This window comes from Vibrio sp. R10-SF1-ISO8, assembly GCF_059833805.1.
Map to the genome: position 1 here is coordinate 177,409 of NZ_JCBDHL010000012.1, position 22,252 is coordinate 199,660.

A 22,252-nucleotide genomic window follows, 5' to 3' on the forward strand; every position below is an offset into this window, starting at 1 on the left:
TCAACATACTGGAAATTATCATTCCATGTTAGCGGGGTTTTTCTTCTTCGCAAGTTGTTCTTAAATATCACAACCAACATTAAGGAGAATACAATGCTAAAACTATACTGGCACCACCTATCAGGCCATGCACACCGAGCGCACATGCTACTAAGTATGCTCAAATTGAGTTTTGAGCTTATTCCCGTCGATTTGCCGGCCGGAGAACACCAACAACCTGATTTTTTGTCCCTTAACCCCTTTGGTCAAATACCAGTATTAGTCGATGACGACATTATCATTTCTGATTCAAACGCAATATTGGTTTATCTGGCCACCGTTTATGATAAAGAACGGCAGTGGCTGCCAGAGTCACCCCAAGCACGAGCCAATATTGAGCAGTTTCTTTCCCTTGCCGCTCATCGCCTAGCTGGATCGATCGCAAAGCTGCGGGCGGCAAATTTGTTTAATCAAGGTATCGATGCCGCTCCACTCACTCGAGAATCGTATAAACTACTCAAGCAACTCGAGGGCTATCAGAATGGTCGCCAATGGCTAGTTGGTACACGGCCAACGATTGCAGATTTAGCCCTTTACAGTTACATCAAGCTAGCACCGGAGGGCGGTATAAGCCTCATTGACTTCCCTGAAGTGAAAGCTTGGCTCAAACGAGTCGAAGCACTGACTGGTTTTGTTCCTATGCAACGCTCCATGTCGGATTCGTCAATCCTCTCATGAGGGATGGAAATGCTCATGTCATTTTTCCTTAAATTTCGCTAATCGTAATTAGGCACTTGATTTGACTATGAAACAAAGTGCCCCTATCCTCATTAACTGGATCTGCACTCTCAACGACACCGTCTCTCTGCTGGTGAGCAATGACTGATGAAAAAGAATCGCCTCCTTAATGATGTATTACAAATCGCACAGTGATCTCTTGAATAAAATAAGGTATTTGCATCTTGGCTAACCTGCTGTGAGCCTTTGTTTCTCCCTTTTGGCCAACATAAACGCGAATTTATCGGCTTTCAATTCTGCCATTTGCAATGATTTTTCATGTCTATTGTCAGCAAACTCCTGATACTCGGACACTATCTCGTAAATCTCAGCCACACCTAAATACTTGCTTAAAGTACGTAGATGCGGGACCAGATGACTGGATGTCTCATTGATCCCCCCCTGCTCGAAGCCAAACTCACCACATGAAGTTACTATGACCAAAACCTTATCAGACAAAAGAGGTGCCAAGGGCTGGTCACCACGAGATAAATCAAAGTCAAAGGTTTTGTTGACGCGTATGATTTGATCAAACCACGCCTTTAACTGCGCGGGCATACCATAATTATACATTGGCGACGAAATAACGATGATATTGGCTTTTTCGATTTCATCAACAAACGCGTCTGAAAGCGCCAAAACCTGTTGCTGCAGATCGGTTCTTTGTTGCTCAGGGGTAAACACTGCACCTATCCAGTCCTGAGTAATGAACGGCGGAGGGTTCAAGCCAACATCACGATAAATATACTCATCAATCACAGCTAGATCTTTGAACTGTGTGATAAATCTTTTGGCTAGCTTTTTTGAAATGGAGTCATGTTGCGGGTTTGCATTCTTGATTGATCTCACACTTGAATCTATGTGCAGAATAACACTCATCTTTGCTCTCTTCTGTTCGTTTAAACCACTAACCATTTTTCTGTTTAATGTAGTAAATCACAAACAAGTAAAATGCGTTTACAGATGAGTAGAATTCATCTATTTTTTCATTTCATTGTTTGACGAGTAACAATCATGCAAGTTTCTTTGCCTGCACTTAAAGCCTTTGAGTCGGCTGCCAGGCTCGGCAGTTTCAAGGCCGCAGCTGCTGAATTATCAATTTCCCCAACAGCAGTATCACATCATATAAATAAACTTGAGCAGCGCCTAAATGTTACCTTATTCACACGTACTACCAGAAAAGTTGAGTTAACCGCACTCGGTAAAGAACTCGCTCTCGCGACTAGTTTTGGATTTCAGTCGATAGAATCGGCGATCGAAAAAATCACCACCAAAGACAAACAAATCAATGTTACTACGACGTCATCATTTGCGGCTTTGGTTCTGATCCCCGCACTTCAAGCGTTTTATACGCGCTATCCCAATATTCAGGTGAACATCACCAGTGGTGAGAGCCTAGATACTAACAACTTCACCTTACCCATCCGACTCGGTGAAACTGACAAGCAATCAAGCTCGGATATCATCAAGTTCGAAGAGTTTAATCTATTTGGCCCCTCCACCAAGGCTACATTTCGACAAACTGAGCCAATAACGATTTACACCACTGATTGGAAAAATAGCAACCTACCCCAAGTACCATTGCAATCATGGTTGAAAATCAACGGTTTACTGAATAAGCACATTCAAGTGAAACATTTCGACCAAGAGTTATTTGGAGTCCAGCAAGCATTGCTGGAAAACGCATATGTATTCTGTTCACGCACGCTGACTCAAGGTTATTTAAAGGCGGGAGTATTGAAGGAGATGAACACCCTAGCCATCAGTTCTCGGCTTTGTTATTACATCGCCAACAAAGAAAAGCGCCTTTCTCGACATAACTTCATGTTCATAGAATGGCTAGAAGAATTGATAAACTGAGTGACCTAACTTTTCTCGTATCTATTTATCACCCCTTTGATTTCAAATGGCTTTTGGAAAGCGAGTCTTGACAGGATATAAGTGGGTAATAATTCAACTCACGATAGAGGAAAAAAGAGTCAGCCTTTCGGTCTGACTCTTTTTATAAGTCAGGAGCTATCTTGAGGGAGTTTAAGGATGCAACATTAGCTTCTTTCGCTGATTAGATGGCCTGATGACCACTCTTTTTCGCAAACTTTTGCATCGCCTCGGCAAACGTGGTTGTTCTGCCTTTAGCCTCAACCTGCACTACCTTGTATCCCATCTTTTCTAACGTTCGGCGCTCTGCCAAAACGGCTTTGTCATCTTGCTGACTACCTTGAGCAGGTTGATGAATGTAACAACCCTCTAGTTGACCGTCTTCGACCAGTTGGTGATGTCTCAGTGCATCGATATCAAAATTCATAGTACGTCTTTAAATTAAATATAGGGAGCGATTGTGGAAGGTTACATGCGCTTTAAGGGCTTAACCACGCTATCTAATCCTTCGATCTTTAGCGCTAAGCATAGCTTGAGGAGATCGCCTAGCTCCCCATTCGGAAAGCCCTTTTTATCAAACCAAAGTAAGTACTCTTCTGGTAAGTCGATAAGCACGCGACCAGCGTACTTACCAAACGGCATTTGCATTCGTGCAAGTTTAATTAGATTTTCTTTTTCAAGCATTGCTAAGGTTTTCTATGGCTGTTCCCAGCCTTGTAGAGTAACACCTAATCGCTCTACCCAATAGTTAATCGCGTCTTTCGCATCATCAAGCGAGTCAATCATCGTAGAAAAGTCTTTGTTTCCGGCCTCTCTGTCAATGGCGGCAAATAGTGGCGTCCCGTCCTGCGCATCACTAACAAGCAACTCAACACTCGCGCTACCCACATTGGTATGCTCGCCAGTGGTGACTTTGGAAATAGTTGAGATGGCTAAACCAAATGGCAGTACGCTGCTCGTAACCGCCAGTACTGGATTCGGAGTTTCAACATTACTCAATGCGATACTCAGACGCAGCGTCTTCCCTGTCGGCTCTGAGACAACTTGTTTATTAAGGGAGATTTTCTCGGTCAGACGGGCGACCATGTAATCAGTCAGCTCTTGGGTTTCTTCTTTATCTAGCGTGCTTTCGTCTGTAACGACAAACACTTGGTCAATCACTACCGAATCGAACTCATCAAGCTTTTCGCTTAATCGTTTTGCGTCTCTTAGACCAATTCGAGCCCATACTAAATCGACACCGCCTTCAGGCCCTGCTCGAAAGTCCTCATAACTGGTAAATTTAGTGGCGCGTTGAACAGGCCCACCAGCACATCCAACCACGAATACGCTCACCACGATCAAAAGCAAGACCTTGAAAGATTTCATGTAAAGCACTCTAGTTTATATTTGAAACCAGAATGCTATACTATATGATATTTAGATGTCCAATTGTATTCTATTCAAATTGGTTATATTAGGTTCAGGAAGGATGCACTGTGTGCGCGTATTCCACGATCACTTGATTGCCTTCAATGTAGGCATTTTGAATTTCACCATCGACACTCATGCGACTTTGCAGATACACCACCTTTGGTCCATGCTCATTGGTTTCTTTTAGGCTTGGAACCACATTTTTGGGCTCTAAATGAAGAAGTCGACAAAAATGGCTCACGAAAGACATAGTAAGCGGTGTCTCACCTCTTAATACGCGAGAAAAACTGAGCTGATTCATCCCAAGCTTTTTGGCAAATTCCATCTGAGTGAGTCGCATTTTCGATTTTTTCGACATCCAGATTTGGTAGAGCGCCTCTCTATCTTTGTCGGTAAATTCCATCGTGATTCCTTGTATAACATTTTGGGGTGGATTGTCGTTGTTTTGGTACTTAACGTTGTCAGAGCTTGGTAAGTGAAAGTCAAAGCTTTGTCTGCTAGGCGTCAGTCAAACGAAGCACAAGTCAAAATTAAACCACCCAAAAACATTCACAAAACACATCAATTAACCCATTTAATTAATCAATTTCAATAAGTTAACAGTTTAATCAATATGTAATTAGCAAGTTAATTTGCGACAAGAAATCCAGTTCGGGATTGTCATTCCACATTTTCATTTTAGGCTTAGCTTTTCTGGATCGCGTTAGCTACATTTCGCCTGCTTATACAAAACTCAGTACTTTGTAATTTAACAATATAGTGAGGCAAGTATAGGCTGCACTTCAGGCAAACTATCCGAAAGGTTAGGACGCAAAGCCACCGGTCTGTCGACATCTTATGTCTATGATAGCGGGGTTGCCATTTAGCGAGTCTCGCTAGATGTTTCGCGTGCCGGAGTGTCATCTTTTTTGTTATCCATAGATAAGGACAAATGATGAACAAACTCCCAAACAAATCACTCATTGCGTTAGCTCTACTTAGTGTGAGCGGTGCTAGCTTCGGCCATGGGTACGTTTCAGCGTACGAAAATGGTGTTGCTGAAGGCCGTGCGGCACTTTGTAAATTCCCAACCAGTGACACAAACGAAAAGAACACCAACTGTGGTGCTATTCAATATGAACCGCAAAGCGTAGAAGGGCCAGACGGCTTCCCTGAAACAGGCCCACGCGATGGTAAAATTGCCAGCGCTGAAACCTCGCTAGCAGCGGCGTTGGATGAGCAAACCGCTGACCGTTGGGTTAAACGACCTATCAAATCGGGCTCTCAGTACTTTGAGTGGACTTTCACTGCCAATCACGTCACTAAAGACTGGAAATATTACATCACCAATGCGGATTGGAACCCTAATCAGCCCCTCGCTCGCAGTTCATTTGACCTCACGCCTTTCTGTGTTGTCGATGGGGGAATGGTTCAGCCGCCAAAACGTGTTAGCCACCTTTGTAACGTTCCTGAGCGAGAAGGTTACCAAGTGATCCTTGCAGTTTGGGATGTAGGCGATACGGCAGCTTCATTCTACAATGTGGTCGACGTGAAATTCGATGGTGATGGCCCAGTGATTCCTGATTGGAGTCAAGGCGGTCAGATCAACCCTACGCTCGATCTGAGTGTTGGCGATACAGTTTATACCCGTGTGTTTGACAGCAGCGGTGAGAACTCGTCTTACAGCACAGAACTCGTAATTCAAAACAGCGAACAAGGTAAAGCAAGCAACTGGTCTTATGCTCTAGCCAGTAAGATTAACCAAGAGCAGAGCCAAATTCGTGCCGGACAGCTTAATGACCAAGGCGAATTTACCCCTGTTTATGGAACCAACCCAGTCTACCTAAAAGCAGGATCAGGACTAAACAGCGTTGAAATCGGCTATAAATTTGAAACACCAGAGCCAGAATACGACCTTGATGTTGTAGGGCTTCACCCAGAGTACGTAATTGGCGAGTCACCGACAGAGCTTGACCTGACACTAACCGCCACAGGCGACTTAACGGCTGAGTTAACTGTCTACAACCACCACCGCGAACCATTAGCTTCATACTCGAAGGAGCTGAAAGACGGTGAAGTTGAAAGCACCACGATGACTCTATCTAAGTCTGAGCCAGGGCATCATATGCTAGTAGTGGTTACCAAAGACGACCAAGGTAAAGTGATTGACCAAAATACGCTAGATTTCCACCTAGTAGAAGATCAAACGCCACCACCTGGTGACTACGACTTTGTCTTTCCACAAGGCTTAGAAAGCTACACTGCGGGAACTAAAGTCTTAGCCAGTGATGGCGCGGTTTATCAGTGTAAAGAGTTCCCATACTCAGGTTACTGTGTACAGTGGTCACCATCGGCGACACAGTACGAACCAGGAGTTGGCTCTCACTGGCAATCAGCTTGGAACAAGCTGTAAGTCGTTTATATACAAAAAGAGGATGCCTAGTGCATCCTCTTGTTTATGTTAGGTATGGTTAAAACCAACCTGAGACTAGGCGTTTAAACCAATCTAACAACTTCTTGAACAGTCCGCCCTCTTCAACATCTTGCTGAGCAACCAATGTTGCGCTTGCGACCTCTTCGCCATCAATACTGTAGATCACCTGCCCGACAGCATCTCCCTGACTGATTGGCGCCACCAACTCGCCATTGTATTCAATCTCGGCTTTAAGCTTGTTCGCATCGCCTTTTGGTAGGGTAATCAATACTTGTTTATCGACGCCAACAGAGACGAGGTCTTCACTACCCATCCACACTTTTGCTTCAGCTAACGTATCTGTCACTTTGGATGGAGACACAGTATCAAAGAACCTGAAACCGTAGCTCAGTAATTGTTTGCTTTCTGACTCACGGCTTTTAGTACTGCTGGAGCCCATCACCACCGAAATTAAACGCATGTCACCACTGGTTGCTGATGTCGCCAAGCTGTAGCCTGCCCCACTTGTATAACCGGTTTTCATACCATCAACATTTAGGCTTCTATCTCTAAGCAGGCCATTGCGGTTGTACTGGGTAATGCCGTTGTAAGTGTAAGAAGTCTCACTGTACAGCGAATAGATGTCAGGCAAATCGCGAATGATGGCTTGACTTAGCAAAGCAATATCATGCGGTGTTGAATACAAGCCGTCGCTATCTAAGCCATGTGGATTAGTGTAGCCAGTGTTATCAAGACCAAGCTTTTGCGACCAGCTATTCATTAGGCTAACAAATGCGCCTTCACTGCCCGCTACGTGTTCAGCAATAGCCACACTGGCATCATTACCGGATTGAACAATCAAACCACGGTACAAGTCGATGAGTGGAACCTCTGTCCCTACTTCGATAAACATTTTTGAAGAATCAGGGAAGTTCTTCGCCCAAGCTTTCCGGCTAATACGAACTTGATCGTCGAGAGAAATATTACCGCTTTTCACTTCTTGACCAGCTACGTAAGCCGTCATCAGCTTGGTTAAGCTCGCAGGGTTAAGCTTCTTGTCCGCATTTTTCTCCACCAACACGGCACCAGTATGGTAATCGATCAAGATATACCCTTTAGCGCCTAATGTCGGAGGATCAGGAATAATGGTAGGTGCGGCAAACGCACCAAATGAAAGAGAAAATGTCGAAAGAAGCGCGGTGAATTTTAGAAAACGCGTGGTCATGATATGCGACGTCTCACTTTAAATGATTGAGTAACGACCTCAGTATAGACAACCTCGCAATAGAATCAGCAGCTTTGACATCAATCGTTACTATTCAGTAGGAATTTTGGTAAATATTTACCTAGATGACGGAATTAGATACAAAAAAACCAGCGCCGAAACGCTGGTTTTGTAATCTTTTGGCTTAGTTTTCTATTAAGCGGCTTTTAGCTCTTCGCGGGCTTTCTTTTTTGCCATTAGCTTCTCGCGGTAAACAAACCAAACATAGCTTGCGACAAGTGAGAAGAACAAGTACGAGAGTGAGAATACTAGTGGTGAGCTAATAAGGTCTTGCGAGATTCCCCAAGATACGCCCGCAACCGTCACTGCGATTTTAGAGAATAGACCACAAAGCAATAGCAGAAGTGCTAGCTGTGGGAAACGACTACTGCGGAATGCAAACCAGTAGCAGCTACCGACCGCAAGAGTAGAAACGTAAAGACCAAGCAAGAATGAATGAAGGTGATCTGCTGACGCGACACCCGCGGAAATCGACACCATGAAGATAATGAATAGTTTCATATTTTGTCTCGCTCTTAAAACTAGAAAAAGCTTCCTTTCATTTCTGCAAACTCATTTTGCGTATATTTTCACCCATCTAGTTTTAAATTCAAGCAGTATTTTTGTCTATTTATTACACAGATTTCATAGACAAGCCATTTGTAAATAACTTGTTAAATATCTATTTAATAAGGATTCTTTGTATACTTACACTTAGGGTAATAACATAAAAGGTTAGCTTTCAAATGTTACAGACAAATAACAATTGTTACAGTTTAAATTATTTCGATATATGTGAATGAGAACACTAAATGTGCAGTCAAATTGACAAACTTATGAGTCCAAAAACTTAGTTTTCGAAAATCGACAAGATACAGGCATGAGGGATAACTTTTTTGTGTGAGCTTAACCACTGTTCACTGCATTGTGTCTCGTCTCATTAGAAGGGCTTTGGTACCTTTGCGTCACAGATTTATACGTATCACATACCATGCCTTCCCAGTACCGAATTAAGAAGATAGTCGAGATCGGCGATACCCTTCACCGCAGTGGCTGTGCGCCATACAAACTTGAGAAATACACTCAGTTTTATGCTCGTAAACATGGGGTGGATGTTATGATCCAAGCCACTCCGACGACCGTTAACTATCAGTTTCCTGATGACAATAATGCGGTAGTGATGAAGCGCCACCAGCCTGCATCAATTAACTTAAGTTTGCTTGCCAATACCATCATCAGAATCAACCAGCCAAGCAGCGAGCCCGTGCCAGAGCCTGTGGGTTACCCTAAGTGGATTATCGCGCTGGCTAATATGGGCATCCCGCCTGCGTACCTAATGCTCGTTGGCAGCACGCTAGATGCGGTTTTGTTCTCTGTCTTGTTAGGTTTTCTGGTATGGGGCGCTCAACAGATTTGCAAAGCTCGCCGTTCAATAGCGGTTGAGTTTATTGCAGCGCTTATCACTGGGATGCTGGTTGCTTGGTTTGCGAGTACAGGTGCTGCCGTCCCCGTTTGGGCTTTGTGTATCGCTGCCATTGTTCTCTTCGTCCCCGGACTTTCCATCGCAAACTCGCTAGAGTGTCTCGCGTTTAATGATCTCGTTTCAGGCACAAGTCTGTTGGGACAAAGTGCGCTGACGCTTATCAAGCTGTTTGTCGGTATTGTTATGGGGCTCAATATTGGTGAAGCCGTTTGGGGGCAAGCAGCATCCATTGATTACACTAATGAAGTACCGACTTGGCTGCATATTTCCGGTTTGTTCCTAATCTCCATCTCGCTTGGCATCATCTTCAATGCACGCCCTACAGACATTTTGCTTGGTTTGCCTGTTGCAGCCCTAGGAATGTGGGGGCCATTTTATCTAGGCTTTGAGAGTGGTTGGGTTGTGGGTACTTGGGTTACGACAGTGCTGATTACTTTGTATGGCACTTGGGTGGCCAAAAAAATGGATCTCACCGGTTCGATATACATAGTACAAGGGATCATCATTTTAGTTCCAGGAAGCCGAGTATTAGTCAGCGCAAGTCAATCGGTGTTTGAGCAGTCAGTGCTGCCTATACCAAGTATTGGCCTTTCCGCACTGTTTATGTTCTCAGCCATCGTCGCAGGCCAAATCACCGCATACTCTATCTATTCACCTAAGATAGAAAGGTAGTTTGTCGTCAGGTAATAAAAAAGCCCTATTCAAACTTCGCTTTTTAAGCGGCTTTTGAATAGGGCTCTTTGCCCTTGTGTTTCATGTTACGCTGATAACTCCCTTTGCCTTTTTTCGCTTTCTCTACCTTGGCTCTGTAGAGCTTACTGGTTACCATCGCTTTTAGGGCATTGTCTTTTACCTGCCCCCTACCCATCTCGACATCATGGATGAGGCTAACCTCTCCAATGTCACCTTTTGGTTTGCTCTTAGCCATGCGGCCTCCACAATAAATGATTGAATATTAGCCAGAGAATAGTAAAACGATACAATCTACTAGCCAAACGAATGTTACACTATTTATACGCTAATCAGTAATATTTTCGAAACTATACCTAGCGCAAATTTCTAGTGAAAACACGATATTAAACTGTACAAAGCTCCTTATTTTTATTGACTTAGTTGCACTTCGCTTTAGACTGGATCGCAGCTAGAAAACGGTTCTTGTTTAATTTCGCCGTTTCGTTGGATTACTTGAATATCTACCGCAACGTCGTACGCAATAGCAATCTCCTTTTCCACGCTATCGGTGCCGTATGGCTTTTACAAGGTTTATCAAGGATATACATTATGTCTAACACTGTTACTGGTACAGTTAAATGGTTCAACGAAACTAAAGGCTTTGGTTTCATCCAGCAAGAAAACGGCCCAGACGTTTTCGCACATTTCTCAGCAATCACTGGCGACGGTTTCCGTACTCTAGTTGAAGGCCAAAAAGTTGAGTTCGTAGTATCTCAAGGTCAAAAAGGCCCACAAGCTGAGCAAATTAAAGTACTTTAATTGTCTAGTGCTAAAGATTTACAATAGCCAGCATTACGCTGGCTATTTTTTTGACTATAAGTAAGGCTCATGGCTCTTAAACCAACTATCTATAAATTCCGAATTTCTCTTTCCGACACCAACCGCGACTTGTACGACTCTACACAGCTTACTGTCGCACAGCACCCATCAGAAACAGTACCACGAATGATGGCGCGTATTTTGGCCTTCTGTGTTAAATGGCAGCCGGAACTCGCGCTAACAAAAGGCTTATCAACCACTGAAGAGCCGGACCTCTGGGTCAAGTCTCTCGACGACCAAATTCAACTTTGGGTGGATATCGGAGAGCCATCTCTTGATCGCATTAAAAAGTCTTGCCGCTTAGCTAAGCAAGTAGATGTATTTTCCTTTAACAGTAAATCCGATGTCTGGTGGGAACAGACCAAAAACAAAGTTCACCAGTATGATGCTAACATCTATCGCTTTGATTGGAACGGTATCGAAGCACTATCAGAGGTTGTCGAACGCAGTATGGATCTATCAGTGATGATCACTGGAGACAGCCTGTTTGTTGACTCAGATAAGGGGTCATTTGAGATTTCTCTAGAGAGCTTACAGTCGAATGACTGATTTGGAGCAGCAACTCAAAGCGATAGGTGCTGACGCTCTGCCGCCATTGGCTGCTCTATCTAAAGCTTGGGATTTGTTTTGTCAGGCTCACTCACCTTTGTTTGAAAAAGCGCGACAAAACAAACCGGAAAGCCCTGTTTCCAATCACCTACTTGGCATTCTGACTAAGGCTCATGTCGAAGCGAGCAGTTACGTGCAATCTAACGCTGCGTCTATGCAGGCAATGCATCAAGCATTCCATGACAATTTAGGTCAAGACCACGCGGGAAAGTTTGAAGAGCAAGGAATGGATCAACTGATCCTATGCACTCATCTATGGCTGTATGTCCAGGGTTATTTAAGACTCGATTTTAGTCTCGCTAATGATCATGCACAAAACAGTGCTGAGCTAATATCTTCGGTTAATAAACTAGATGTTCAGTCGCTGAGAACAGAGTTTTTGTCGAGCTACTATCACGGTTCAGAGCGCTCCCCTATTCAAGCTTCGGGTTCATGTAACCCTATCACTTGGCTTAAGAAGTTATTCAGCTAGTCTAACGGCGACAGAACCGCGTAGTGATGAACCAAAATCGAAAGACCCTCGAAATGAGGGCCTTTTTACTATTGCTCAGATTATAGGTAAGTATGAGGGCCGAACACTTCGTAGTGAATTCGGTCGCGGTCAACGCCTAACGCTTCTAGTTGACGTACCACTGATTCCATAAAGCCTACTGGACCACATAGATAGAAATCTGCGCTGCCAAGAGGTAGTTCCTTCGCAACTAGGTTCAAATCTAGCTCACCAGAAAAGTCGGCACTTGCTTCATTTAAGTACCAAGTGAAACGCTTCCAATTGTTCTGCTGTACAAGCTGCGCCGTTTCATCTTTAAATGTGTGTTGCTTTTGGTCGTTACATGCGTACAGAACACTCACATCTTTCTTACCTTGCGAAGCGAGGGTTTGCATCATAGATTGAATCGGAGTTGCACCCACGCCCGCTGAAATAAGTACCACTGGTTGCTGCTTTTCTTGGTAATAGAAATCACCAGCCGGAGCATAAAGACTCACTCTATCGCCTTCATTGACTTCGTCATGGAGGAAGTTAGACACCAAGCCTTTATGTTCACCGATTTCGCGTTTCACTGAGATTCGGTAATCGTTGCCATTCGGCTTTTGAGACAGAGAGTACTGACGAATTTCGTTATAATCGCCTTGGCTAGGCTTTAGCTCAATACCAATGTATTGACCTGGTTGGTAATCCAGTACCTCACCACCATCTTCTGGCTCTAGCACAAAGCTAGTCACTAGCTCTGATTCAGCCTTTTTCGACTTAACGACAAAGCCACGTGCGTTTTGCCACCCACCCACGGCTTGCTTACGTTGTAGATATAATTCGCCCTCGCGATCGATGAATACCTGAGCAAGGAAAAGGTACGCAGCGGTCCACGCTTCTTCCACTTCTGGAGTGAAAGCTTCTGTCGCTAGTTCACGCAACGTTTCAATAAGGTGGTGACCGACAATTTGGTAGTGCTCCGCTTGGATGTTAAAACTAGTATGTTTGTGAGCAATACGTTCAACCGCAGAAGTCAGCGCCTCTAGGTTCTCAATGTTTTTCGCATAAGCCGCAACCGCTTCGAAAAGAGCCACACTTTGACGCCCTGTTTGTTGGTGGGTCATGTTAAAGATATCTTTTAGCTCTGGGTTGTGGCTAAACATTCTTTGGTAAAAATGCTGAGTCAACGCCGGGCCTGCAGACTCTAGAAGTGGAATAGTGCTCTTTACGACTTCGATATGTTGGTTGTTAAGCATTAGGACTTACTCCTCAGTAGTTATAGTTTGTTATATTTAAGTTTTTTATACCCCTTAACAGCACGAAGTGTGCCAACTTCAGAATCCCTTTAAACTGCTAGTTTTATTGCTATTTTTTGCTTAGAAAAAGTCATTACGACACTTTTGAAATAGGTCAAATTGACATTAATAGGTTGCAATACCGCATTCAGTGTGATTAATTTAGCAACATCCGATTCAAACTGGGTTTCTCCTACCCCGGCTGTTAGTAATTTTATGCAAGATATCTCTGTTTCAACCCTCATTGATATGACGATCGGTCTCGCTCGCGGAGACAACGATCAAGATAGATTCAACAACCTACTTGATGCCATTCGTAAATCGATTCAGTGTGACTGTGTCGCGCTTTTGTCACGTCAAGGAGACACATTAGTCCCTCTGGCTCTACAAGGTTTAACCCGCGACACATTAGGTCGTCGTTTTAAGATAGACGAACATCCACGATTTGCCCGAATCTGTGAGTCGAAAACCGCGGTAAGATTTGACGCCGATAGCGATCTTCCTGATCCGTTTGATAATTTGCTCCTCGATTACGAAGGCGATTTACCGATGCACTCGTGTATGGGCTTACCTTTACTCTATGCCGACAAACTGCTTGGCGTCTTAACTCTAGACAGCTTAACGCCAGGCGTGTTTGATCAGTTTCCAACTCGCAGCTTAGATGCACTCTCGGCTATTGCAGCTTCTACACTAAAAGTCGCGCTCACGGTAAGCCAACTAGAACAACAGGCAAAACAAACCCAACAACGCTTTGAAGAGCTTAATGAGGACGCTTGGGATCGTGATGGTGGGGATATCATTGGTGACAGCGTCGCGATGCAAGCTTTGAAGGCCGACATTGAGGTCGTCGCTCCATCCAGTTTCAACATTTTGATTCATGGTGAAACTGGTGTAGGTAAAGAGCTTGTCGCCCGAAGCCTGCATCATCTATCACCACGTAAAAAACAGCCCTTAGTGTATGTAAACTGTGCCGCTATTCCCGAAAACTTGGTCGAGAGTGAACTGTTCGGGCACGTTAAGGGAGCCTTCACTGGCGCAGATAAATCTCGTTTAGGCAAGTTTGCGTTAGCCGATGGCGGAACGCTTTTCTTAGACGAAATAGGAGAACTGCCCCTTGCAGCACAAAGCAAGATTCTACGTGCACTGCAAAACAATGAGATCCAACCGGTCGGGCAAGACAAGGTAGAAACCATCGACGTCCGCGTTTTAGCCGCCACTAACCGAGATCTCAAAGAAGAAGTCTCTGAAGGGCATTTCCGCTCAGATCTCTACCACCGCTTAAGCGTCTACCCGATCACCGTCCCAGCACTTCGTGAAAGAAACGGCGATATTGTTTTGCTCGCCGGCTACTTTCTTGAACAAGCAAGGCGTAAGCTCGGTATTGTCCAGATCAAGCTAGGTAAAGATGCGCAGCTTCTTCTTTCTCGCTACAACTGGCCGGGTAATGTTCGTGAACTTGAACACGTCATCAATCGTGCAGCACTCAAAGCACGAGCTCGCAGCAAAAACGGTAAACTGATTACGGTCTCAATTGAAGATATCGGTGAACTACAATCTATCGTTTCGGGCAACGATACGGCGCTTGACTCCCCTAATGCGAGCGTAGAGTTAGACATCTCATTGGGGCTACGCGAAGCCACTGAAGAGTATCAACGCAAAATGATCGTTTCGGCCTTAACCGAGGCGGAGTTTAATTGGGCCAAAGCGGCACGAGCATTAAAGACAGATCGCGCCAATCTGACGCGCTTGGCTAAGCGCCTTGGTATCGAGGTTACCAAGAAACATCAGTTAAAAGTTAGCTGAGCTTTTAGGATTCAAGAATGATCACATCTCGGTTACAATGCGTAACGTAAATGTCATCTGAAGTTAGAATTATATAAATAGGATTGTTATGAAGTTTATCCGCTGGTTTTTAGGACGCGTTATCCTACTGCTCAACTTTGTTTTCTCACCAAAAGGCGTTAAGCGCTCGAACGAAGCGCAGCAAGAGGTAGATAGCAAAGCACAGTCTCTTGCACTGTATCAGTTCGAAGCGTGTCCATTCTGTGTAAAAGTGCGCCGAGCAATGAAACGTCAATCGGTAAAATTTGACCTTCGTGATGCTAAGAACGATCAGACGCACCGCTCAGAACTCGAAGCGGGTGGTGGTAAAGTAAAAGTCCCTTGTCTAAGAATTGAAAAAGATGGGGACGTACAATGGATGTATGAGTCTTCAGATATTGTCGCGTACTTGGAGAAAGAGTTCGCATAAACAGAAGGAGTGTCTATGTCACACGTACCATTGAATATTCGCGATATCAAAGCCATTGTTTTTGATTTGGATAATACTCTGGTGAGTTCTGACATGGACTTCCGTTGGCTAAGAGAGCAAATCGGCTGCCCGCTCGATAGAGACTTGCTCTCTTTTGTTGACCAATTGGAATGTGAGCAAACCTCTCAACAAGCCAATGCGCTTATTCTCCAACATGAGCTAGACGACGCTAATTCATCGCACCCTATGCCCGGATGCCAATCTTTGATTGAGTTTATCCATTCTAATCAACTCTTAACTGCGATTATTACTCGAAATTGCGCCCAAGCCGCAGAACAAAAAGTCTCTCACAACGAACTCAAAATCCCACGTATTATCACCCGAGAGCATTTCCCACCTAAACCAGCTCCTGATTCGCTGGTATCTCTCGCCGACGAGTGGAACTTAGAACGTCATCAAATCCTTTATGTCGGAGATTATCTCTATGACTTACAAGCCGCCTTTAATGCAGACATGCCCTCTTGTCTATTAACTCATGGCAAGCCTACTGACTTCTCAGCTCACGCCTCTTTGATTGTTGAGCACCTCCACGACTTAGAACAAGCTTTTGCTCCATTTCACAAATAGCTCACGCTCGCATTAGTGGCGTAAATATAATCACTATGTAACAATTAGTTTCTGTGCCCAATTTCGAGAAACGGCCTTTCAATCAGCGAGATAGTCTATGTCTGAAAACAAAGTTCTTGTGCTTTACGCTCATCCTTCACCTCAACGTTCCGAAGTGAATCAACACCTCTTTAAAGCAGCGAAAAAGGTTGAAGGCGTTACGGTTGTCGATCTTTACCATGAGTACCCGACCTATCACATCAACATAGATAAAGAGCAGCAAAGGTTGATTGACCACGATGTGATCATTTTTCAGTTTCCCCTCTACTGGTACTCCACTCCTGCAATTTTAAAAGAGTGGCAAGATCTTGTACTGGAATATGGTTTTGCCTACGGACATGACGGCACTGCTCTGCATGGCAAAAAGTTCCTCTGCTCTCTATCGGCAGGTGGTAAAGCCGATGCTTACCAAACCGATGGCTACAACCACTTTACGATTCGCGAGTTGCTCCATCCGTTGGAGCAAATGGCTACACTGACAGGCATGCAATACCTCGCCCCATTTGCTCTATTTGGTGCTCGCACAGCTCAAGAAGATGGACGGGTTAAATCGCATGTTGAAAACTGGTCAAGCTTGCTCAAAAAACTCGTCGCCAACGAGATAGATTTCGAACAAGCGAGTAAGCCGGAAAAACTCAATCATTATCTCGCCACATTAGTGAAAGAGGACTAAGCATGACTGGTTACTTTCTCCAAGCCTTTATTTACCTTGTAGCGGCTGTTATTGCTGTGCCTATCGCCAAACGATTAGGGTTAGGTTCGGTTCTTGGTTATCTCATCGCTGGCGTCATTATCGGCCCGATTATTGGGCTAGTAGGCGAAGAAACCACAACCATTCAGCACTTCGCTGAGTTTGGTGTTGTGATGATGCTATTCTTAGTCGGTCTTGAGCTAGAACCCAAGATGCTCTGGTCGATGCGTAACCGTCTATTGGGTCTTGGAGGCCTGCAAGTCGGTGGAACCACCGCAGTTGTTATGGCAATTGCTCTTTACTTCGAACAACCGTGGACTATCGCGTTAGCAATAGGCTTAATCTTTGCGCTTTCATCGACAGCAATTGTTTTACAAACCTTTAATGAAAAAGGCTTAACGAAAACAGAAGGTGGACAGAACGCGTTTTCTGTTTTGTTGTTCCAAGATATCGCCGTTATTCCGATGCTGGCGTTTATTCCGCTACTTGCTTTGCCGGAGTTAGTCGAGCAGGCGCAAAATGCCGTTGGCACCGCCGCAGACCACCATGAAGAGTTAAGTTTAGTGTCAGGTCTTCCAGGCTGGACCTATGGCTTAGTCATCATCGCTTCTATAGTGGGATTAGTCGTTAGCGGCCACTTCTTAAGCCGTCCTTTATTTCGCTTCGTCGCCAGCTCAGGTCTACGAGAAATATTTACCGCTACAGCACTGATGTTAGTAGTAGGGATAGCCGCATTAATGAGCTTAGTCGGGCTTTCTCCAGCACTAGGCACGTTCTTAGCGGGTGTCGTGCTTGCCAACAGTGAATTCCGCCACGAGCTTGAGTCTAATATCGATCCATTTAAAGGGCTTCTGCTCGGACTGTTCTTTATTACCGTTGGCGCAGGCATCAATTTTGGCATTTTATTCAATGACTTTGCGCTTATCATTGGTTTGACGATTGGTGTCATGCTGCTCAAAGCACTCGTCTTCTATGCTTTGGCGTTCATTTTCCGCATCAAGAATAGTAACCGTTGGCTGTTCACTCTTAGCCTTGCTCAAGCGGGTGAATTTGGATTTGTGCTGCTTAGTTTTACCGTGCAAAACCATGTTATTCCACAAGATATCGCTCAAACGCTTTCGCTCGTTGTTGCCCTATCTATGTTCCTCACTCCGGGACTGTTCATTCTGTTCGATAAGGTGATCTTACCGCGCTTTGAACAGCAGTCGAATGAGCAAGAAGCAGATACCATTGAAGAGCAAGGCACTGTGATTATTGCAGGGATTGGGCGCTTTGGTCAGATTGTTAACCGTCTATTGGTTGCCAACGGGATTAAAACTGTCGTCCTTGATCAACAAGCGGCGCAAGTTGATGTTATGCGACAAATCAATACTAAAGCCTATTTTGGTGATGCTAGCAGACCAGACTTACTCCACACCGCAGGAATTGAAGAGGCAGCAATGATCGTTATCGCCATCGACAATCCAGACACCAGCGTTGAACTGACCAAGTACGTGAAACATACCTATCCGAAAGTGAGGGTGTTAGTTCGCGCCTTTGACCGCGGCCATGGCTATCTACTGAGACAAGCTGGGGCTGATATTGTCGAGCTTGAAACTTATCACTCCGCTCTAGAACTCGGTGCGCACGCGATGCGTTCTTTGAACTACCACCCATTTACTGTCGAGCAGCAAAAATCGGCGTATAAGCGCGTTGAAGACAAGAAATCAGACATCTTATACCACGCTTGGGAAGATGATTCTGAAGGTGAACGCTTCGATAATAACTACCGTAAACTCTTTATGCACCTTGAAGAGCAAATCAAACTGGCGATACAAGCTGACCGCAGCGACCGCCACGAGGGAGGAGAGCGAGGCTGGACTCCTCCACCAAAAGGATATGCCGATGAATTAAAAGAAGAGTAAATCTATAGAATTTTACGCTTTAGGCTTGAATTTTAACGTTTTAGCAACGATGTAACAGTAACCCTAATCAAACCAAAGCGCATTACCTCGACTTGCTTTGAAACTGGTTAAACAACCTGAGCTCAAATATGACTGTAACGACACAAGAAACATCCCCTTCGCTGGGGCAACAGCTATTCAAAATGACCTGGCCAATGCTATTTGGCGTGTTGTCCATTATGAGTTTCCAACTGGTAGACAGTGCGTTCATCGGCCAGTTGGGCATTCTACCTCTTGCTGCACAAGGATTTACCCTACCGATTCAGATGGTGATCATCGGTATTCAGGTTGGTCTGGGGATCGCAACAACAGCAGTGATAGCCAAAGCCATTGGAGCGAACCAAGAGCGCTATGCTAAACAACTCGGTGGCCTTGTGATTGCAATGGGGAGTATTGGTGTCGCGCTGTTTTCAGTCATTATCTACCTGTTGCGTGAACCGATTCTGTCTCTTCTTAGTGCTCCGGATAGCGTTCTTCCTATCATTGATAGCTATTGGATTTACTGGCTAGTCAGTGCTTGGGTGGGTGCTGTGCTCTACTTCCTTTACAGCGTATGTCGCGCCAATGGCAATACCATGTTGCCTGGCACCATGATGATGGTGACTAGTCTTCTCAACTTAATACTCGATCCTATCTTTATTTTCACTCTAGATATGGGGATCAATGGAGCGGCTATTGCCACCATTCTAGCCTTTGGTATCGGCATTTTGATTGTCGCCCCTAAGGTGACTCGCAAACATTGGATGAGTTTCGATTGGAGCGATTTGAATGTGGTTAAAAGCGTGCGTTCAATTGGTAACATCATGGGCCCAGCAATGATCAGTCAATTGCTGCCGCCACTATCGTCAATGTTAGCCACAAAGCTCCTCGCTAGCTACGGCACAGCAGCGGTTGCAGCATGGGCACTCGGCTCTCGCTATGAATTCTTTGCGATCGTCTCGGTGCTTGCTCTTACCATGTCAATGCCGCCTATGGTTGGTAAGCTCCTAGGTGGTAACAATCTAACCGATATTCGCAAACTTGTGGTGATCGCGTGTAAATTTGTTATCGGTTTTCAAGTCGTAATCGCGGCGATCACTTTACTCACCTCTGATTGGCTGGCATCGCTAATGACCAGTGAAGAAGAAGTAGAAACCATCCTAAATTTCCACCTGATGATCGTGCCATTTAGCCTTGGGCCTTTGGGCATCTGCATGTTAATGGTTTCCATTTCAAACGCACTTGGTAAATCCTATACCGCGCTGACTATCTCAGCACTGCGTCTATTTGCCTTTTTCCTACCTTGTTTGTGGTTAGGTGCACAGCTAGGAGGGATTCAAGGTCTGTTTTGGGGCGCGTTCGGCGGCAATATCCTAGCGGGCATATGTGCTTGGTCTATGTACCAAAGAGCATTAGGCCAAATTGAAACTAGGCTACAATCTGCATAATTTGTCGATTGCAATCTAAAGCATATGTCGATAGTCTAAAAGCTCATCACTTAGGAACAATTATGAAATTTACGTTTACCTACCTTTGGCTCCTTCTCCTTAATGCCCTTAGCCGGTAGGTAACCTCCTGTCTGGCTGCGAGAAACGTAGCCAGAACACCACTTTTCTCGTAGCCACCACTCTCAAATAAAGGATACGAGAAACATGACTGAAGAAGCACACGTCGCCCCCTCATCAAGCTCATCCATCTCTCAAGTCGGGATCTTGCTTGCACTGGCAGGTTGCATTCTCTTTTCGATAAAACCCGTTTTGGTCAAAGTTGCCTACCAATATGGTGGCGACGCAACCTCAATTATGACTCTGCGTGCGTTTAGTTCTCTGCCACTCTATCTACTTATGCTCATTTACCTTTGCAGAAAACCTGAAAAACGAAATAGAGTAAAACAACATGGCTTTAAAGCCGCTACTATTGGTGTGATGGGCTACTACTTGGCAAGTTTCCTTGATATTGCTGCATTAGAATTTATTACTGCCCAGCTAGAACGATTGTTGATCTTCTTGTTTCCAACTTTTGTCGTACTGATCAGTTGGGCTTTATATCAGCAAAAACCGAGTCGCACCGTCATTATTTCTGCCTTGATTGGTTACCTAGGGATCAGTTTTATTGTTGTTCATGACTTTAATACCCTAGGGCAATCGGTGCTTCTTGGCAGCTTGCTTGCTATTGGTTCAGCACTGGTGTTCGCGTTTTATCTAGTATGGAGCAAGCCACTTATCGGTCACCTTGGCAGCTCACTGTTCACCAGTATCGGCATGGGTAGCGCCGGACTGGCTATTTTGGTTCACTTAGGGTTGAGCGGCGCTGATATTGCAACTTGGAACCGTGAGCTAATCGTAACCGGTGTACTACTTGGCATATTCTGTACCGTGTTGCCTTCGTATTTGGTCGCCGCCGCGATGGCAAGGCTTACACCAACAACCTTGAGCCTAACAAGTAATATAGGCCCAGGAATTACCGCTGGTATGGCGGTAATGGTACTCGATGAAGTGTTTACGATCTGGCATGCACTGGGGCTTGTGCTTGTCGTCGTGTCGGTTTACACCTTAAACAAGAAGTAATCTCGCGCCAAACTTTGCTGAATCATTCGAATCATTTGTCCAATACGCTCAAATTCGTCAGGTGACCTGAGCTAAATAACATCGTATGATTCAGCTTATCTATTTTTCAGACACTTATATCATGAGCACCCAAAACCACCACCCTCTTCAAGGCGCTAGTTGGATGCTAAGCGCAGGACTGGCTTTTGCCATCGTAAATAGCTTGGCTCAAGTGGCGAGTATCAATTACGGTCTTTCTTCGACAACGGTTGCCCTGATTCAGTATGCAATCGCACTTGTGGTTATTCTACCCTACTTAAAAACACTAGGTATTAGGCAGTCACTGCGCACGCAGAATCTAGGGTTGCATGTTTTACGCGTCTTCTTAGCGGTGATAGGTATCCAACTGTGGCTATGGGCGCTTGCCTACCCTGTACCGATTTGGCAAGGCATCGCCCTACTGATGACTTCGCCATTATTTGCGACGATCGGATCCGGATTAATCCTTAAAGAGAAAGTAGGCGCGGCTCGTTGGGGTGCTACCCTCACTGGCTTTATTGGTGCCATGATCATTTTAGAACCTTGGGCGGACGATTTTAGTTGGGCGACGCTTCTTCCTGTCGGCGCGGCGTTCTTTTGGGCCTGTTACGCGCTGATGGTGAAAAAGCTTTCTTCACAAGACTCTCCATCAACCATGGTTGTATACCTACTCATACTCATTACACCGTTTAACATTTTGCTCGCTCTACCAGACTGGCAACTGCCATCAGGCGGAACATTATGGCTAATCTTAATCGGTGCAGGCGCTATGACAGCACTGGCGCAGTGGGCTATTGTTAAAGCATATTCCGTGGCAGATGCTTCGTTTGTTCAACCCTTTGATCACGCGAAACTGCCATTAAATGTGTTAGCGGGTTGGATGGTATTTGGCTGGGTACCACCAGGTCGGCTTTGGCTTGGCGCGGCGATCATTATCGCTTCAGTGGCTTTCATTACCCAATGGGAAGCAAAAAAGCCGAAAAAGTTGAAAGAAATTTCAAGCTAGACCGTTCTAATTAGTCAT

Annotated in this window: 24 protein-coding genes and 1 riboswitch; of the genes, 15 read left to right on the forward strand and 9 right to left on the reverse strand. The window is 44.9% G+C overall.

Annotated features, from left to right (window positions below; genetic code table 11):
* Positions 1 to 93 precede the first annotated feature (93 nt).
* Positions 94 to 717 (forward strand): glutathione S-transferase family protein, encoded by a 624-nt coding sequence (locus tag AC6R00_RS10160; protein ID WP_500640326.1) that lies wholly within the window; start codon positions 94 to 96, stop codon positions 715 to 717.
* 228 nt (positions 718 to 945) lie between these two features.
* Here the strand turns inward: AC6R00_RS10160 and AC6R00_RS10165 are convergent, their stop codons facing one another.
* The gene (locus AC6R00_RS10165; RefSeq protein WP_500640327.1) at positions 946 to 1,605 is read right to left on the reverse strand and encodes an FMN-dependent NADH-azoreductase; all 660 of its coding nucleotides are present in this window, start codon (positions 1,603 to 1,605) and stop codon (positions 946 to 948) included.
* A 177-nt stretch (positions 1,606 to 1,782) separates the two neighbouring features.
* Between AC6R00_RS10165 and AC6R00_RS10170 the strand changes: the two genes are divergently transcribed.
* On the forward strand, positions 1,783 to 2,616 hold the full coding sequence (locus AC6R00_RS10170; protein ID WP_500640328.1) for a LysR family transcriptional regulator: 834 nt from the start codon (positions 1,783 to 1,785) through the stop codon (positions 2,614 to 2,616).
* Between the two features lie 202 nt (positions 2,617 to 2,818).
* Here AC6R00_RS10170 and AC6R00_RS10175 read toward each other — a convergent pair whose 3' ends face one another.
* The 4 genes from AC6R00_RS10175 to AC6R00_RS10190 form a co-directional block, all read right to left on the reverse strand.
* Positions 2,819 to 3,061, reverse strand: a complete 243-nt coding sequence (locus AC6R00_RS10175; protein WP_500640329.1) for a hypothetical protein — start codon at positions 3,059 to 3,061, stop codon at positions 2,819 to 2,821.
* A gap of 41 nt (positions 3,062 to 3,102) precedes the next feature.
* Positions 3,103 to 3,318 (reverse strand): DUF3820 family protein, encoded by a 216-nt coding sequence (locus AC6R00_RS10180; RefSeq protein ID WP_004748751.1) that lies wholly within the window; start codon positions 3,316 to 3,318, stop codon positions 3,103 to 3,105.
* A 12-nt stretch (positions 3,319 to 3,330) separates the two neighbouring features.
* Positions 3,331 to 4,002 (reverse strand): DUF3313 domain-containing protein, encoded by a 672-nt coding sequence (locus AC6R00_RS10185; protein ID WP_500640330.1) that lies wholly within the window; start codon positions 4,000 to 4,002, stop codon positions 3,331 to 3,333.
* Positions 4,003 to 4,096: 94 nt separating this feature from the next.
* Positions 4,097 to 4,450 carry a helix-turn-helix domain-containing protein gene (locus tag AC6R00_RS10190; RefSeq protein WP_069668320.1) on the reverse strand — a complete coding sequence of 118 codons (354 nt, stop codon included), beginning with the start codon at positions 4,448 to 4,450 and terminating at the stop codon, positions 4,097 to 4,099.
* A gap of 372 nt (positions 4,451 to 4,822) precedes the next feature.
* Positions 4,823 to 4,910, forward strand: a riboswitch (cyclic di-GMP riboswitch).
* A gap of 71 nt (positions 4,911 to 4,981) precedes the next feature.
* On the opposite strand from AC6R00_RS10190, the gene gbpA reads away from it, so the two are divergent.
* Positions 4,982 to 6,439, forward strand: a complete 1,458-nt coding sequence (gene gbpA / locus AC6R00_RS10195; protein ID WP_500640407.1) for an N-acetylglucosamine-binding protein GbpA — start codon at positions 4,982 to 4,984, stop codon at positions 6,437 to 6,439.
* A gap of 58 nt (positions 6,440 to 6,497) precedes the next feature.
* Here gbpA and AC6R00_RS10200 read toward each other — a convergent pair whose 3' ends face one another.
* Positions 6,498 to 7,664, reverse strand: coding sequence for a serine hydrolase (locus AC6R00_RS10200; protein WP_500640331.1), 1,167 nt, complete (start codon positions 7,662 to 7,664; stop codon positions 6,498 to 6,500).
* Between the two features lie 195 nt (positions 7,665 to 7,859).
* Positions 7,860 to 8,225, reverse strand: a complete 366-nt coding sequence (locus AC6R00_RS10205; RefSeq protein ID WP_500640332.1) for an NADH:ubiquinone oxidoreductase — start codon at positions 8,223 to 8,225, stop codon at positions 7,860 to 7,862.
* Positions 8,226 to 8,694: 469 nt separating this feature from the next.
* On the opposite strand from AC6R00_RS10205, the gene AC6R00_RS10210 reads away from it, so the two are divergent.
* Positions 8,695 to 9,858 (forward strand): threonine/serine exporter family protein, encoded by a 1,164-nt coding sequence (locus tag AC6R00_RS10210; protein WP_171319841.1) that lies wholly within the window; start codon positions 8,695 to 8,697, stop codon positions 9,856 to 9,858.
* Positions 9,859 to 9,901: 43 nt separating this feature from the next.
* Here AC6R00_RS10210 and AC6R00_RS10215 read toward each other — a convergent pair whose 3' ends face one another.
* Complete coding sequence (locus AC6R00_RS10215; protein ID WP_500640333.1) at positions 9,902 to 10,114, reverse strand: alternative ribosome-rescue factor A; 213 nt, start codon at positions 10,112 to 10,114, stop codon at positions 9,902 to 9,904.
* A gap of 353 nt (positions 10,115 to 10,467) precedes the next feature.
* On the opposite strand from AC6R00_RS10215, the gene AC6R00_RS10220 reads away from it, so the two are divergent.
* The 3 genes from AC6R00_RS10220 to AC6R00_RS10230 all read left to right on the forward strand — a co-directional run bounded on the left by AC6R00_RS10220 (position 10,468) and on the right by AC6R00_RS10230 (position 11,818).
* Positions 10,468 to 10,677 carry a cold-shock protein gene (locus tag AC6R00_RS10220; protein WP_004745419.1) on the forward strand — a complete coding sequence of 70 codons (210 nt, stop codon included), beginning with the start codon at positions 10,468 to 10,470 and terminating at the stop codon, positions 10,675 to 10,677.
* A gap of 69 nt (positions 10,678 to 10,746) precedes the next feature.
* Positions 10,747 to 11,286, forward strand: a complete 540-nt coding sequence (locus AC6R00_RS10225) for a YaeQ family protein (protein WP_500640334.1) — start codon at positions 10,747 to 10,749, stop codon at positions 11,284 to 11,286.
* Entirely contained in the window at positions 11,279 to 11,818 is a 540-nt protein-coding gene (locus AC6R00_RS10230; RefSeq protein WP_500640335.1) for a hypothetical protein, read from the forward strand. Before AC6R00_RS10225 ends, AC6R00_RS10230 begins: the two co-directional genes overlap by 8 nt.
* Before the next feature lie 80 nt (positions 11,819 to 11,898).
* Here AC6R00_RS10230 and hmpA read toward each other — a convergent pair whose 3' ends face one another.
* Positions 11,899 to 13,074, reverse strand: coding sequence for an NO-inducible flavohemoprotein (gene hmpA / locus AC6R00_RS10235; RefSeq protein ID WP_500640336.1), 1,176 nt, complete (start codon positions 13,072 to 13,074; stop codon positions 11,899 to 11,901).
* A 255-nt stretch (positions 13,075 to 13,329) separates the two neighbouring features.
* Here hmpA and norR point away from each other — a divergent pair, with 255 nt between their 5' ends.
* The 8 genes from norR to AC6R00_RS10275 all read left to right on the forward strand — a co-directional run bounded on the left by norR (position 13,330) and on the right by AC6R00_RS10275 (position 22,234).
* On the forward strand, positions 13,330 to 14,916 hold the full coding sequence (gene norR / locus AC6R00_RS10240) for a nitric oxide reductase transcriptional regulator NorR (RefSeq protein WP_500640337.1): 1,587 nt from the start codon (positions 13,330 to 13,332) through the stop codon (positions 14,914 to 14,916).
* Between the two features lie 88 nt (positions 14,917 to 15,004).
* Complete coding sequence (locus AC6R00_RS10245) at positions 15,005 to 15,364, forward strand: glutaredoxin family protein (protein WP_500640338.1); 360 nt, start codon at positions 15,005 to 15,007, stop codon at positions 15,362 to 15,364.
* A 15-nt stretch (positions 15,365 to 15,379) separates the two neighbouring features.
* Positions 15,380 to 15,991, forward strand: a complete 612-nt coding sequence (locus AC6R00_RS10250) for an HAD family hydrolase (RefSeq protein WP_500640339.1) — start codon at positions 15,380 to 15,382, stop codon at positions 15,989 to 15,991.
* A 97-nt stretch (positions 15,992 to 16,088) separates the two neighbouring features.
* Positions 16,089 to 16,703 carry an NAD(P)H-dependent oxidoreductase gene (locus AC6R00_RS10255; protein ID WP_500640340.1) on the forward strand — a complete coding sequence of 205 codons (615 nt, stop codon included), beginning with the start codon at positions 16,089 to 16,091 and terminating at the stop codon, positions 16,701 to 16,703.
* A gap of 2 nt (positions 16,704 to 16,705) precedes the next feature.
* Entirely contained in the window at positions 16,706 to 18,625 is a 1,920-nt protein-coding gene (locus tag AC6R00_RS10260) for a monovalent cation:proton antiporter-2 (CPA2) family protein (protein WP_500640341.1), read from the forward strand.
* Between the two features lie 128 nt (positions 18,626 to 18,753).
* Positions 18,754 to 20,091: an MATE family efflux transporter gene (locus tag AC6R00_RS10265; RefSeq protein ID WP_500640342.1), complete on the forward strand. Its 1,338-nt coding sequence runs from the start codon at positions 18,754 to 18,756 to the stop codon at positions 20,089 to 20,091.
* 204 nt (positions 20,092 to 20,295) lie between these two features.
* Positions 20,296 to 21,210 (forward strand): DMT family transporter, encoded by a 915-nt coding sequence (locus tag AC6R00_RS10270; RefSeq protein WP_500640343.1) that lies wholly within the window; start codon positions 20,296 to 20,298, stop codon positions 21,208 to 21,210.
* Between the two features lie 121 nt (positions 21,211 to 21,331).
* The gene (locus AC6R00_RS10275; RefSeq protein ID WP_500640344.1) at positions 21,332 to 22,234 is read left to right on the forward strand and encodes a DMT family transporter; all 903 of its coding nucleotides are present in this window, start codon (positions 21,332 to 21,334) and stop codon (positions 22,232 to 22,234) included.
* Positions 22,235 to 22,252 lie beyond the last annotated feature (18 nt).